Origin of the sequence: Vibrio sp. HENC-03 (assembly GCF_000305755.2) — a bacterium.
Lineage (GTDB): Bacteria > Pseudomonadota > Gammaproteobacteria > Enterobacterales > Vibrionaceae > Vibrio > Vibrio owensii.
In genome coordinates this window covers 60,605-73,556 of the sequence record NZ_JH976126.1, presented here as the reverse complement: position 1 = coordinate 73,556, position 12,952 = coordinate 60,605, and the positions used below count along the sequence as shown (strand labels likewise).

11 protein-coding genes are annotated in these 12,952 nt (G+C 46.7%); 3 read left to right on the top strand and 8 right to left on the bottom strand.

All coding sequences use genetic code 11. The annotated features are described in order from the left end of the window. Positions 1-16 precede the first annotated feature (16 nt). On the bottom strand, positions 17-1,051 hold the full coding sequence (locus tag VCHENC03_RS07050) for an AraC family transcriptional regulator (RefSeq protein WP_009707093.1): 1,035 nt from the start codon (positions 1,049-1,051) through the stop codon (positions 17-19). Positions 1,052-1,216: 165 nt separating this feature from the next. Here VCHENC03_RS07050 and VCHENC03_RS07055 point away from each other — a divergent pair, with 165 nt between their 5' ends. The 3 genes from VCHENC03_RS07055 to VCHENC03_RS07065 all read left to right on the top strand — a co-directional run bounded on the left by VCHENC03_RS07055 (position 1,217) and on the right by VCHENC03_RS07065 (position 5,982). After that, positions 1,217-2,707 carry a coniferyl aldehyde dehydrogenase gene (locus tag VCHENC03_RS07055; protein ID WP_009707092.1) on the top strand — a complete coding sequence of 497 codons (1,491 nt, stop codon included), beginning with the start codon at positions 1,217-1,219 and terminating at the stop codon, positions 2,705-2,707. Between the two features lie 82 nt (positions 2,708-2,789). Then, positions 2,790-4,355 carry a long-chain-fatty-acid--CoA ligase gene (locus VCHENC03_RS07060; protein ID WP_009707091.1) on the top strand — a complete coding sequence of 522 codons (1,566 nt, stop codon included), beginning with the start codon at positions 2,790-2,792 and terminating at the stop codon, positions 4,353-4,355. Then, a complete protein-coding gene (locus tag VCHENC03_RS07065; protein WP_009707090.1) occupies positions 4,342-5,982 on the top strand; it encodes a GMC family oxidoreductase in 1,641 nt (546 codons plus the stop codon). The genes VCHENC03_RS07060 and VCHENC03_RS07065 overlap by 14 nt, the downstream gene beginning before the upstream one ends. A gap of 88 nt (positions 5,983-6,070) precedes the next feature. Here the strand turns inward: VCHENC03_RS07065 and VCHENC03_RS27480 are convergent, their stop codons facing one another. From VCHENC03_RS27480 to VCHENC03_RS07095, 7 genes are all read right to left on the bottom strand, one after another. Beyond that, a complete protein-coding gene (locus VCHENC03_RS27480; RefSeq protein ID WP_009707089.1) occupies positions 6,071-6,223 on the bottom strand; it encodes a hypothetical protein in 153 nt (50 codons plus the stop codon). Positions 6,224-6,422: 199 nt separating this feature from the next. After that, a complete protein-coding gene (locus tag VCHENC03_RS07070; RefSeq protein WP_009707087.1) occupies positions 6,423-7,391 on the bottom strand; it encodes an alpha-L-glutamate ligase-like protein in 969 nt (322 codons plus the stop codon). Between the two features lie 3 nt (positions 7,392-7,394). Continuing rightward, entirely contained in the window at positions 7,395-8,900 is a 1,506-nt protein-coding gene (locus tag VCHENC03_RS07075; protein WP_005441683.1) for an inactive transglutaminase family protein, read from the bottom strand. An 11-nt stretch (positions 8,901-8,911) separates the two neighbouring features. Then, positions 8,912-9,658, bottom strand: a complete 747-nt coding sequence (locus VCHENC03_RS07080; RefSeq protein ID WP_005441684.1) for an ATP-dependent zinc protease family protein — start codon at positions 9,656-9,658, stop codon at positions 8,912-8,914. Positions 9,659-9,879: 221 nt separating this feature from the next. Continuing rightward, on the bottom strand, positions 9,880-10,851 hold the full coding sequence (gene cmoB, locus VCHENC03_RS07085; protein WP_009707086.1) for a tRNA 5-methoxyuridine(34)/uridine 5-oxyacetic acid(34) synthase CmoB: 972 nt from the start codon (positions 10,849-10,851) through the stop codon (positions 9,880-9,882). A gap of 184 nt (positions 10,852-11,035) precedes the next feature. Further along, on the bottom strand, positions 11,036-11,773 hold the full coding sequence (cmoA, locus tag VCHENC03_RS07090) for a carboxy-S-adenosyl-L-methionine synthase CmoA (protein WP_009707085.1): 738 nt from the start codon (positions 11,771-11,773) through the stop codon (positions 11,036-11,038). A 104-nt stretch (positions 11,774-11,877) separates the two neighbouring features. Beyond that, a complete protein-coding gene (locus VCHENC03_RS07095) occupies positions 11,878-12,744 on the bottom strand; it encodes a DUF72 domain-containing protein (protein ID WP_032802937.1) in 867 nt (288 codons plus the stop codon). Between the last annotated feature and the right edge of the window lie 208 nt (positions 12,745-12,952).

The following is a 12,952-nucleotide window of genomic DNA, read 5'->3' as shown; positions in this document are numbered from 1 at the left end:
AAGTCGCAAGCAAAGCTCAAGTCGTAAGATTGGCCTCTTGACGATATTGTTTTGGTGAGTTGCCGCTCCATTTACGGAAAGCATGGCGAAAGTTCGCACTGTCTGAGAAACCAATGCGCTCCGAAATCTCTTCGACGCTCATTTGTGTTGATGCAAGGTAATGACGAGCCAAGTGGAAGCGAACATGATCAAGGATTTGTTGATAGCTGGTTTCTTCCGATTTGAGATGGCGTCGCAATGTTCTTGAAGACATACCTAGCTCAGCAGATAGGGCTTCTATCGAAGGGTAGCTGCCTAGTCTTTCGACGAACATCTGGGTGATCTTTTCTTTCAAACTGGCATTGCCACTCACTTTTGCCAGCATTTCATCGCATGACTTTAAGCACATCTGCAATGTCATGGTATTAGCTGCGGGCAACGGCTCAAACAAGCTGGTGGCATCGAACTGCCATTCTAATTGATTACTGTTGAACTCAATTTTGCAGTGGAATACTTGCTCATACAGCTCGCTATATTCAGGTTCTGGATAAGGGAAACGGATAACGGTTGAAGGGAAGGGTTTCTGCATGACTTCTTCACAAAGATTCTGAATGGCCGCAAACCAGTATTCACAACAAAACGGTAAGAGCGATTGTAGGTCTATCAGTTGTTCTGCGCGAAAGTAACCAGAATTATCTTCCACCCACATCTTCTTCTTTAGTACAGGGCCTGCAAGTCTTAGGTACTTAAAACCCATCATGAGGGCATCGAGTAGGGTATTGCTACTGAACACCGCATAACCTAGCACTCCAAAGTCACTGAACCTTGCTTGCTGTCCCACTTTTAGCCCAAGTCCGGGCTCGTCTGATTGAGCCAAAGCATTGCTAAATACTGCAAGTTTTTGCGCGAGGGTAATGTGGGTGTCGGGTGCATAAAGCTGAGGCGCATTGATGCCACTGCCCGAGAGTAGAGCCTCAATACTCACACTAGGCTCTAGATAGCGATTGAGTAACTGCAAATCCAAAACACCACAAGCTTGGGTATCTGGCTCATAAACAGCGGTGTATTCCATGCGTTTCCCCTCTACATTCGGATCAATCCTAGCGGGTATTGGGATGTTATTCCGTCATGCTTGTCGCAAAGCTGTCCGAATATCACCGTTTATTGTCTTTTTGTAACCTGTGCGACATGTTATCAAAATGTTGTAATTGAATAAATTGCACAGTTGGAGAGAAACATGAATGTACTGGCAAAGCAAGATAAGGAAGTGCTACGCGATCAAGGAATGATAGCGACGAATGACCCAACAGTAAGTGAACTCGAAAAGTGGTTTGATGAATTGAAATCGGCATATCAAGCTGAGCCTTTATCAAGTTACGCGGTGAGAAAGCATCGTTTATTAGCCTTAAAAAAGCAGCTTTCCCGATATCAATATGTACTAGCAGAGGCCATGAGCCAAGACTTTGGTGGTCGAAGCCATACCGAATCTATCATGGCAGATGTGTTGGCACCGATTCTCGATATCAACCACGTAGTCAAACATCTAAAAGGTTGGATGAAACCAAGCCGCCGACCTACCGAATGGTTGTTCAAAGGCAATAAGCTAGAAGTACGTTATCAACCTAAAGGGGTGGTAGGCATCATTTGTCCTTGGAACTTCCCGTTGTATCTTTCTATTGGTCCTATGATCACCGCGCTAGCTGCGGGCAACCGTTGCATGATCAAGATGCCCCCAAATTGCCCAGAAACCACCCGTCAACTGCGTCGCATGCTCGGAGAAATTTACCCAGAGAATTTAGTGCGTATTGTCGAAGGTAATCATCCAGAGGCGATGGAAATCTCTCATCTACCTTTTGATCATTTGGTGTTCACCGGATCGCCAGCAAGTGGAAAGATCATCATGGCAAATGCGGCAGCGAACCTTACGCCTGTGACCCTCGAATTAGGGGGAAAATCCCCTGTGGTGGTGTTTGATGATTATGACGTTACGAAAGCAGCAGAACGCATTGCTCATGGTAAGGGCTTTAACTCTGGTCAAATATGTATCGCGCCAGATTACGCCTTTGTACCAGAAGGTAAGCAAGGGGCTTTTGTCGAGGCGTTAAAGCTTGCTCATCAAACTATGTATGGCGAAATCAAAGCCAATCAGGATTACACCGCACTGGTGGATGAGGCACAGCACAAACGCTTCCATGACTTACTCAATGATGCACGCGAGAAAGGGGCGAACATTACCCAATGTCTTGATTATGGCGAAGGGCGAAAAACACCGTTGTACATCGCTACCAACCTGACACCCGAAATGCGTATCTGCCAAGAAGAGATCTTTGGGCCTCTTTTGCCAGTGCATACCTATCGTTCAATCGACGAAGTGATTCAGTACATCGTCCAAAGACCTCGACCACTGGCTTGCTATCTGTTTAGCAACAACTCAGAACAACGTGAGACCTTGCTTACTCAAACCCACAGCGGTGGGGTCACCATTAACGACTGGGGATGGCATGCGCTCAATCATTCGGTGCCTTTTGGAGGTGTAGGTAACTCCGGTATTGGTAATTACCACGGCGAAGAAGGTTTCCGTGAACTCAGCCACGCACGCACGGTACTGAAGATGCGCGATTGGTTCCCAATTCAGTTGTTTGCACCGCCATACGGAAACGTAGTGCAAAAACTGGTGCTACGTGTGTTTGCGGGCAAACCCGACCCAGATTTAAACAAGCACTCGTAACTCTCAATTCTTACCTCTCTACAGAAAGAATCTTCGGTAGTCGATATTCGCTGACTGCCTTCCGAAACAAAGGAGATCATGGATGCACAACCTTGCTGTCAATCTGGAGCGCAGTGCTGCGCTCTTTCCTTCTAAAGCGGCGCTCAGGATGGGCGATGATGAAATCAGTTACGCACTACTCGACAAATTCGCAGGTAACATCGCAGCCAACTTGAAGCGACTGGGACTTGAAGCCGGAGATAAAGTCGCGCTGTCTTGTCCAAACATCACTTATTTCCCCATGGTGTATTACGGCATTTTAAAAGCAGGTTGCGTGGTTGTGCCTTTGAATGTGTTGTTTAAAGGGCGAGAGATCGCTTATCACCTCAATGATTCTGATGCTAAAGCGTATTTCTGTTTTGAAGGAAGCGAAGAACTGCCAATGGGAAGCTATGGCAGACAAGGTTTTTCTCAGGCCGAGCAGTGCGAATATTTTATCTCGCTCTCTGCTCAATCTGAGGAAGGGGAGCATGCCATAGACGCTTGGCTTGCCGAAGAACTCGAGTCTTTTGAATCGGTGACAAGACACGGCGACGACACCGCGGTGATTCTTTATACCTCAGGTACGACAGGGCAGCCGAAAGGCGCTGAACTATCTCACACGAATATGCTGACCAATGCCATGTCCTCTCAATATCTGATGCGCTTGGAATACAGTGACACGACCATGGCAACTTTGCCGCTGTTCCACAGTTTCGGTCAAACCGTCATGATGAATGCCAGCGTGCTGACAGGCTCTACCATGGTGTTGATCCCACGCTTTGAACCGAAGTTCGTCATTGAGCAAATTATCCAACATAAAGTCAGTGTGTTTGCTGGTGTGCCAACCATGTATATCGCACTACTCAGAGCGGGCGAACAATCTCCGGAACATTCTGAATTGGTGAAACATAGCCTTCGGTTAGGTGTGTCTGGTGGTGCCTCTTTGCCGGTAGAAGTGATTCGCCAGTTTGAGCACCGCTTTGAGCTGCCAGTACTGGAAGGTTATGGATTGTCAGAAACTGCACCAGTGGCCACGTTTAATCATATTGATGGCGACCGACTGCCCGGCAGTGTCGGGCAACCATTGTGTGGCTACGTGATTAAGATTGCCGATGTAAAAGGTCACGCCCGACCAATCGGGGAGTTAGGTGAAGTCTGTATAAAAAGCCCAAGTGTAATGAAAGGCTATCACGGACGACCAGAGGCAACCCGCGATGCGTTACGTGATGGTTGGTTTTTAACTGGTGATATTGGACGTGTGGATGAGCACGGTAATTTGTTTATCGTCGATCGTGTCAAAGACATGATTATCCGCGGTGGCTACAACGTGTATCCGCGTGAGATTGAAGAAGTATTGATGTGCCAACCCGATGTAGAGATGGTTGCTGTCGTTGGTGAGCATGATGACCGCCTAGGTGAAGAAGTACATGCCCATGTCGTGCTTCACCAAGATGCGCATTGTAGCCCCGACACTTTAATCGCTTGGTGCCGTGAACAACTTGCTGACTACAAATACCCACGCCGTGTTTTCATTCGTAAAGCACTGCCTATGACCGCCACAGGCAAGATTTTAAAGCGAGAGCTTCACCCTTTAGATGTCGCGGAGGTAGATGATGGACCGTTATGATTTTATTGTTGTGGGCGGTGGTTCAGCCGGATGTGTTTTAGCGTCTCGACTCACTGAGGATCCCAATGTCACCGTATGCTTGTTGGAAGCGGGCGGGCCGGATTCAAGTCCCTTTATTCATACGCCGGTTGGTGTGGTAGCGATGATGCCGACCAAGATAAACAACTGGGGTTTTGAAACGGTTCCTCAAGCGGGCTTAAATGGTCGTAAGGGTTACCAACCAAGGGGCAAGACGTTAGGTGGCTCGAGTTCAATCAATGCGATGATGTATGCCAGAGGACACCGATACGACTACGATCTTTGGGCAAGCCTTGGCAATGAAGGGTGGGGCTATCAAGATTGCCTGCCTTACTTCAAGAAAGCCGAAAATAACGAAGTCCATCATGATGAATTTCATGGGCAAGGTGGGCCACTTAATGTCGCTAACCTACGTTCACCGAGTGGCGTTGTAAAGCGCTTCTTAGATGCATGTGAATCGATCGGCGTACCTCGTAATCCAGATATAAATGGCGCAGATCAGCTGGGCGCCATGCAAACGCAAGTCACGCAAATCAATGGCGAGCGATGCAGTGCCGCCAAAGCTTATCTGACTCCTAATTTACACCGGCCGAATCTGACCGTTATTACCAAGGCAACTACGCACAAAGTGTTGTTTGAAGACAAACGAGCGGTTGGCGTGGAATATGGCTTGAAAGGGCATAGCTTTCAGATCAAGTGCAATAAAGAGGTGATTCTCTCTGCAGGAGCATTCGGCTCGCCACAAATCCTGATGCTATCTGGTGTTGGGGCCAAACAAGATTTACAAGCGCACGGGATAGAGCAAGTTCATGAACTGCCGGGCGTTGGCGAAAACTTACAAGACCACATTGACCTAGTGCACACCTATCGATGTACAGCGAAGCGCGATACTTTCGGTGTTTCGTTGCAAATGGCAACAGAGATGACCAAAGCTTTGCCACAGTGGGTGAAAGCACGCACTGGAAAAATGAGCAGTAACTTTGCCGAGGGCATTGGGTTTCTTTGCTCCGATGACGGGGTTAAAGTGCCGGATTTGGAATTCGTATTCGTTGTTGCGGTTGTCGATGACCATGCGCGCAAAATGCACATGAGCCATGGTTTTAGCTCTCACGTCACTTTATTAAGACCAAAGAGCATTGGCACCGTTAAACTCAATAGCACCAACCCTTACGATGAACCGCGTATCGACCCTGCATTTTTTAGTCACCCAGAAGACATGGAAATCATGATCAAAGGCTGGAAGAAGCAGCACCAGATGCTAGAGAGTGAGGCGTTCGCGGATATTCGCGGCGAGAATTTCTATCCGGTCGATGCTTCCGATGATAAAGCGATAGAACAGGACATTCGTAATCGCGCTGACACGCAATATCATCCAATCGGCACTTGTAAAATGGGGACTAAGAGCGACCCTCTGGCGGTGGTTGATAACGAGCTTAAGGTGTATGGTTTGGAGGCTCTGAGAGTTGTCGATGCCTCTATCATGCCGACGCTGGTGGGCGGGAATACCAATGCGCCAACCATCATGATTGCAGAGAAAGTGGCGGATACCATCAAAGCAAATTATCGTCTAGATGAGAGCATTGAAGAGCCAGCTACCGCTTTGATATAAACAACCCCCTTCAAAAATGAAATAAGCCGAGCTGTAGGGCAACAGTCTCGGCTTTTTTAGCAGGCGCTTAAATGTGAAAAGGTAAGTCCTATTCTTCTGAAAGGTCGTTTCCTTTTTCGATCATTTCAGCAAGCTCATCAAGTGCTTGGACAGAGATTTCCGACAAACGTTGTAAGTGCTGGTCAAAGTTCTCTTGTTCAACAAGCGGAGTATCATTGTTATTAGTTTCTTTTGTTAGCATCGCCCAACCTCTTGAGTTGAGTAAGGGGGAGAAAATATAAAATCAAAAATCAGCAGAAAAAAGAAACGATCGATGTGTATTTTGTTAGCTGGATCATCGATTGCAGTGATAAAAACGATGAATTACTTAAGAAGAGAGCGATAGCGCTCAAATATGAAAAGAAAGCTAGCAACCACGAGAATGGCTGCTAGCTAGGAGATTAGAACTGAGATTTAGAACCAAACTGTTCAGCGGCGTAGGCTACGCGCTCTTTCGGTTTTGGATATTCAGCAGGAGTGCCAAGGTTCTCAATGTGTTTCAAGCGAGGTAGGAGACCTGCGCCGTTTGCAATTTGGATTGCTAGACCAGGGCGAGCGTTTAGCTCCAGAACCATTGGACCTTCTTCTTTGTCCAATACCATATCAGTACCCATGTAGCCCAAGCCTGTCATTTCCCAAGCACTAGAAGCTAGCTCTAACAAACGCTCCCAATGAGGCACTTGCAGCGTAGACAAGTCTTTGCCTGTATCTGGGTGATGAGTGACGGGTTGGTCGAATTGCACCGCACGAATCGCTTTACCGGTAGCAATGTCGATGCCAACGCCAACCGCACCTTGGTGAAGGTTAGCTTTGCCGTCGGATGCCGCAGTAGAACAACGCATCATCGCCATCACTGGGTAGCCCTTGAATACAATGATACGTACGTCTGGCACACCTTCGTAACTGAAGCCGTCGAAACAGTCATCAAACTTAATCAAGTTTTCAACCACGGCCACATCGTTCTTACCACCAAGAGAGAAGAGACCCGCTAAGGCGTTACTGATGTGACGCTCAACTTCTTCTTTATTACAAGTTGCACCAGATGGCTTAGTGTAGACACCATCTTTGTGCGAAGTGATAACCAAGATACCTTTACCGCCACTTCCTTGCGCAGGCTTAATCACAAAGCCTGGCCACTTTTCGACCATTTTGTGAATCTTTTTAACTTCAGCTTGGCTAGCAATCACGCCGATAAGAGCAGGCACAGTTGCGCCTGCTGCTTCAGCAATGATTTTGGTTTTTAGCTTGTCATCCACTAAAGGGTATTTAGAGCGATCATTGTAGCGACCAATGTAGCTATGGTTACGCTTGTTCATGCCCATAATGCCTTTATGGCGAAGTTTTGCTGGCGAAGTAAAACGTTCAAACATCGTTTAGTCCTCCGCTAGTGGTTTAAAGCGACGTAGCTCAGTTAGACGGTAACCCGTGTATGTACCTAGTAGTAGAATACCTGCCAGTACAATGAGCTGTAGGCCGATAAAGTTAAACGTTAGGTGCTGGATGTAGGTGTTAGTCATTGCTAAGTAAACCAGTACCGCTGTCAGTAGTGAACCACCACCTTGAAGCGCAACTTCTTTCGCGCCTTCTTCTTCCCATAGAATCGACATACGTTCGATAGTCCATGACAAGATGATCATTGGGAAGAAGGTAATCGTTAGACCTTCAGTCAGACCAATCTTGAATGCCACAACGGTGAACACAGAGATGATCATGATTACGGTGATGATAACCGCGGATATCCTCGCGACCAGAAGTAAGTTAAGCCTCGAGAGGTAACTTCGAATTATCAGACCTGTACCGACAATCAATAGGAAGCCCACAATACCCGTAACAAGCTGGGTTTGAACAAAGGCAACCGCAATCAGAACTGGCATGAAGGTACCAGACGTTTTAAGACCGATAATCACGCGCAAGAACACCACAATTAGAGCACCAATAGGGATCAGCATGATGGTCTTGAACATGGCTTGCTCTTCAAGAGGCAGGCTATGAATCGAAAGGTTTAATAGACCGTCTGCTTCAACCTTATTGTCCGTTGCTTCTTGTGGTGTCAGCTCTTGCTTAATCATCGAGAAGTGGACTTGGCTGTTCTTACCGCCCACTAGGTCAAGTAGAGAGACGTTGGATTCATCCCAAACCAGAAGGTTAGGCTGTGCAGCTGCTTGCTCTGAATTAGGAGAGAAGAGAACCCATTTATCACCAGACCAAACTTGAACCATTGGTTGAATCGTTTGACGACGGCGGCCATCTTCTAATTCGATAACCCCAACTGTTTTGCTTTGCACACCTGCAGTAAGCAGGATCTTTTGCAATGCATCAGTACGGTCAAAGTCGTTCAAGATAAGCGCTGCGTTTTGGCTATCTGGATCGTTAAGCGTTTTGATCAGCTCACGGGCAAACGTCTCGTTGTCTGCCGAACGGCTCATTGCGCGTTCAATCAGTGCATTTGCTGCCGCTTGTTGTGGTGCTGATAGGGTAGGCTTGGTTATTTCGCCTGTTGGTGGTTGTTCATCCACTTTTGCTTGTGGATCAACCAAGAATTGGGCTTTGTAGTAAATGGTTTGTGCGCCAGTTGCTTGGCGGATAGACCATTCAGCACGACGACCTGAATCAGAGTTTACGTAAGAAACACCGTAACCTGGAGAGGACGCAGACTCACCGATCAAGGTGTAGCCTTTTTGCGTGTGAGGAGCGGCTAAAGAAGCTTTTACTTCACCGCCATTCGCATTGAATTCAATACGGGCTTCAACATCCCAAACCTGACGCGTTTCACCTGGAGTCCATGGAACGCCGTAATTCTGATGTCTGAAAACACTCAAAGCGATGCCTGCAACCACCAAAAGGATGATTGACAGGTAAAACGGTATTCTTGACGTCATAATCTACCTTATTATTTTTTCTCTTCTTCCGTTTGAATATATTTACGGCTCACATCGACGAGTGCGATGTCGCGCATAAATTCTCTTCCTAGTAAAACAGGATGGTTCATTTGAGAGCGATCTGCCAACGTAAATTGCGCTTTTTCATGAATTTTTCCAACGCGCACCCAAAGTTCGACTACAGCGCGACGCTCTAATTCTTCATTGGTTGCTTGGCGGATTTTCACATAGCGAATGATTGGCGCTTCAATCCAAATGTCTTTCTCTTCATCTGACTTGGTATTGTCAGCAAGGTGGAAACGCACCCAGTTTTTGCCATTTCTTTCGAATTCTTCAATATCGACGGCGTTCAGTGAAGAAGTTGCAGCGCCGGTATCTACGCGAGCGTCGAAAGTTTGCTTAATGGAATCGATCGTCACACGCTCAATTGAGCCAAGGACAATGTCATGAGTAGGAGTTGCTTGAACGGGAGCAGGAGCTTGAACGATGATAGGTTCTTTTGGCTTTCTCACTTCATCCATTGCTTCTTTGCGGAAAGTATTGAGTTCGCCGTTTAACTTATCCACTTGGCCTTCCAGACTCTCGATGTAATCCGACTGGTTACTAAGTTGAAGCTCTAAGTTGGTAACGCGAGTATTGAAATTCGTTTCTGAAGCCTGAATAGCAGCTAACGTTTCTTGGTGGTACTGTTCGCCTTTGGTTAAAGTACAACCAGATAGTAAGGCGATGGCAACAACCGGAGTCAATCGTATAAACATTGAAAACCTTGGGATTGGATTAAGTTGTTTGTTTTTTAGGAGTTTAGCGTTATCGACAAGCCCTCACAAGCAAGAATCTGCGACAGTCTCTTACAGAATGAGGAATAGTGACGAAACGCCAAAAAATTAAGGACGCAAAATGCATCCTTAATTAGATTCGAAGAGAGGTTAATGTCTTAAAGGCGGGAGTGAGTTAAGACAATGTCAGAAATCTCAGTTAATTATGGCTTAGTCGCCACAAGTATCGCACGACGTGGCGCAGGATAGCCTTCAACCGTTTTGCTTGGGTCGTTTGGATCGAGGTAATCTGGTAGAGAGTTATGTGTCATCCAGTCTGTGGTGCGTTGCTCTCCAACAGAAGTCACGTTTTCATCTACGATACGAACATCTTTAAAGCCAACCAACTCTAACCACACTTTCAGTGCTTTCGCTGACGGGAAGAAGTACACGTTACGCATTTGCGCGTAGCGAGACGTCGGAACCAATACCGCGTTCTCATCGCCTTCGATGACGAGTGTTTCCAGAACAAGCTCACCGCCTGATACCAATTGGTCTTTTAGCTGCACCAAGTGATCCAGTGGAGAACGACGATGGTAAAGGACGCCCATACTAAATACAGTGTCGAACGCTTCTAACTTTGGTAGTTGTTCAATGCCCAATGGAAGAAGGTGAGCACGTTGGTCATCGCCCATTAACTTACGAATCGCTTCGAACTGAATTAGGAACAGGTGAGAAGGGTCGATACCAACCGTTAGGCGTGCACCTTCACCCAGCATGCGCCACATGTGGTAGCCGTTGCCACAACCAACATCGAGCACGCTGCGGTTTTTTAGTGGCGAGATGTGCGGAAGAACGCGATCCCATTTCCAGTCACTGCGCCATTCAGTATCGATATGAATACCGTGCACTGTGTATGGACCTTTGCGCCATGGGTGGAATGTACGCAGTAGGCTTTCTAGCTTTTTCAGTTCACCTTCATGGAAAGGCGTATCGTTGCTGATGGTTACTGAGTTTTTGATGTCCACTTGGTTTGGTGCGCCTTGTGGGATCTTGTTCAGTGCTTTCAGCCAGCGACCAAAGTCACCGTGCTCAGCGTTTTGCCAATCTGTTAACTGTTGAGGTAATACATTTAGCCACGGCTGAAGACGAGTGTCTTGAGCGATTAACTGATAAAAATTAGCAAAATTAAACATAGTTTTTCACTGAGTTTATGGAGTCAGCAGACCCGGGTAAAAGTTAAATGTGTCATTCCCTACAGTGAGGGGCGAACGTAATAGGGAATCTCGGTTTTTATCGTTTTTGATAAGAGATCCCCAACTCGCTCGTTCCTCGCTCTTGAGGATGACGTCCTAATGAGAGCGAACTGTGTCGCGAAGCTTATTTAATCGCAAACATCGAACCGAAGTTAAAGCACTGGAACCAAACGTCGTAGCTTGAGAATCCAATTTCTGCGAAACGCTCTTTATGATCTTTCTTAGAATCAGGGCGCATCACGTTTTCAATCGCGCTGCGTTTTTGGCTGATCTCAAGTTCGCTGTAGCCATTTGCACGTTTAAAGTCGTGGTGAAGGTCAATCAACAACTCGTTAGACACTTCATCTTCAAACACGAACTTTTCAGACAGAATCAAAATGCCGCCTGGGCGCAGACCTGTATAGATTTTCTCTAGTAGAGCATAGCGGTCTTCTGGAGAAAGGAACTGCAGAGTGAAGTTCAATACCACCACAGATGCGTTTTCGATTTCGATATTACGAATGTCCGCTTCGACTACATCAACTGGTGTATCACTGCGGTACGCGTTGACGTGAAGCTTACAGCGTTCAACCATCGCAGGAGAGTTGTCCACTGCAATGATTTGGCAACCTTCTTGTTTGATATGACGACGCATAGACAGCGTAGCAGCACCCAAAGAACAACCCAGGTCGTAGATGTTTGAGTGAGGCTTAACAAAGCGCTCTGCCAACATACCAATTGCAGAAATGATGTTGCTGTAACCCGGAACCGATCGTTGAATCATGTCAGGGAAAACTTCCGCTACGCGTTCATCGAACGTGAAATCCCCAATTTTATCGATTGGAGCCGAAAAAATAGTATCTGGATTGCTCTTAGGGTTCATAACCAAATCTCTGCATACAAGCCGCCTGAAATGTCAGGCATCAAAAAAGGCGCGTATTTTATGGGAAATTCGCGCCTCTGTCATTTGCTTAATTATAAGCTTGTCTAAAACATTTGTATTTGCGAGTTGCCATCGTTGGCAGGAAATACAGACAAGTTCGGCAGTGAGAGCCTAAGTTGTAGCTGCTTATACAGCTTTTCAGCCAGTTCTGGTGCTAAGACGTTATCTGGTGTGTGAATCATCAAGTACGGTTGAATGCCTTGTTCAATCCACATCGGCAGTTTCTTCAACCAAGGTTCGAAAAAGCGCAGGTTATCGTCCATATCTGGATGGCCAATAAAACGAATCATTGGATGCTTGGCGGTTGCAATTGCATGCACCGGAACACGAGGCTTTTTCTGGTGGGCATCGATCACTGCTTCTGTTATCGGCTGCGCGGCGAATACAGGGCGGCTGTCCATAATAATGCGGTCGATGCCGCTCTCTAACAGCCACTGATTCAACGCACGTTCTTCTTCACCTTTGGAGAAAAACGCCATGTGACGAACTTCCACCCCAAGCGGGAAATTCGGCGGAAAGCTGGCACAGAACTTCTTTAATCTATCGAGGTGTTCTGGACCAAATGCCGCAGGGAGCTGAATCGTCCATTGTCCAACACGTTCATGAAGCGGTTCCATGATGGTCATAAAGTCACGTAACTGCTCGTCGCAACCTCTGAGCATCTGCTCGTGAGTAATGGCTTTTGGCAACTTAAAGGTGAATTTGAAATCGTCGTGAGTCGCGGCTTTCCAGTTTTGCACCGTGTTGAGCGTCGGTGTGGCATAAAAGGTGGTGTTGCCTTCTACGGTATGGAACACCTGCGCGTACTTTTCGAGTCGCTCTGCGGGTTTGGTGCCACTGCCATAAAAGCTTTGCTGCCACTGGTTGTGCGACCACATGGTCAATCCAAGTCGAAGGGGTAAATTATCCATATCTCTGCTTTACGTTTTTTCCTGAGTCCACTTTACGAGAGTTTTGCTGAAATGGGTAATTTCACGCTATAATCCCCACCAATTTTTTCGCTTTGGTGCACTTTTGAACATTTGTTGTACTAAAAACCACCAATGAATGATAAAACACACTTAATTGTATGTTGAGTAGTCGATTTTCATAGGCTTTCAGCGTATAAATGGATCTTTA

What these genes read in the sequence shown, in the direction of transcription:
- VCHENC03_RS07050 (WP_009707093.1), bottom strand. Translation starts at nt 1,051, where the DNA reads ATGGAATACACCGCTGTTTATGAGCCAGATACCCAAGCTTGTGGTGTT.
- VCHENC03_RS07055 (WP_009707092.1), top strand. Translation starts at nt 1,217, where the DNA reads ATGAATGTACTGGCAAAGCAAGATAAGGAAGTGCTACGCGATCAAGGA.
- VCHENC03_RS07060 (WP_009707091.1), top strand. Translation starts at nt 2,790, where the DNA reads ATGCACAACCTTGCTGTCAATCTGGAGCGCAGTGCTGCGCTCTTTCCT.
- VCHENC03_RS07065 (WP_009707090.1), top strand. Translation starts at nt 4,342, where the DNA reads ATGGACCGTTATGATTTTATTGTTGTGGGCGGTGGTTCAGCCGGATGT.
- VCHENC03_RS27480 (WP_009707089.1), bottom strand. Translation starts at nt 6,223, where the DNA reads ATGCTAACAAAAGAAACTAATAACAATGATACTCCGCTTGTTGAACAA.
- VCHENC03_RS07070 (WP_009707087.1), bottom strand. Translation starts at nt 7,391, where the DNA reads ATGTTTGAACGTTTTACTTCGCCAGCAAAACTTCGCCATAAAGGCATT.
- VCHENC03_RS07075 (WP_005441683.1), bottom strand. Translation starts at nt 8,900, where the DNA reads ATGACGTCAAGAATACCGTTTTACCTGTCAATCATCCTTTTGGTGGTT.
- VCHENC03_RS07080 (WP_005441684.1), bottom strand. Translation starts at nt 9,658, where the DNA reads ATGTTTATACGATTGACTCCGGTTGTTGCCATCGCCTTACTATCTGGT.
- cmoB (WP_009707086.1), bottom strand. Translation starts at nt 10,851, where the DNA reads ATGTTTAATTTTGCTAATTTTTATCAGTTAATCGCTCAAGACACTCGT.
- cmoA (WP_009707085.1), bottom strand. Translation starts at nt 11,773, where the DNA reads ATGAACCCTAAGAGCAATCCAGATACTATTTTTTCGGCTCCAATCGAT.
- VCHENC03_RS07095 (WP_032802937.1), bottom strand. Translation starts at nt 12,744, where the DNA reads ATGGATAATTTACCCCTTCGACTTGGATTGACCATGTGGTCGCACAAC.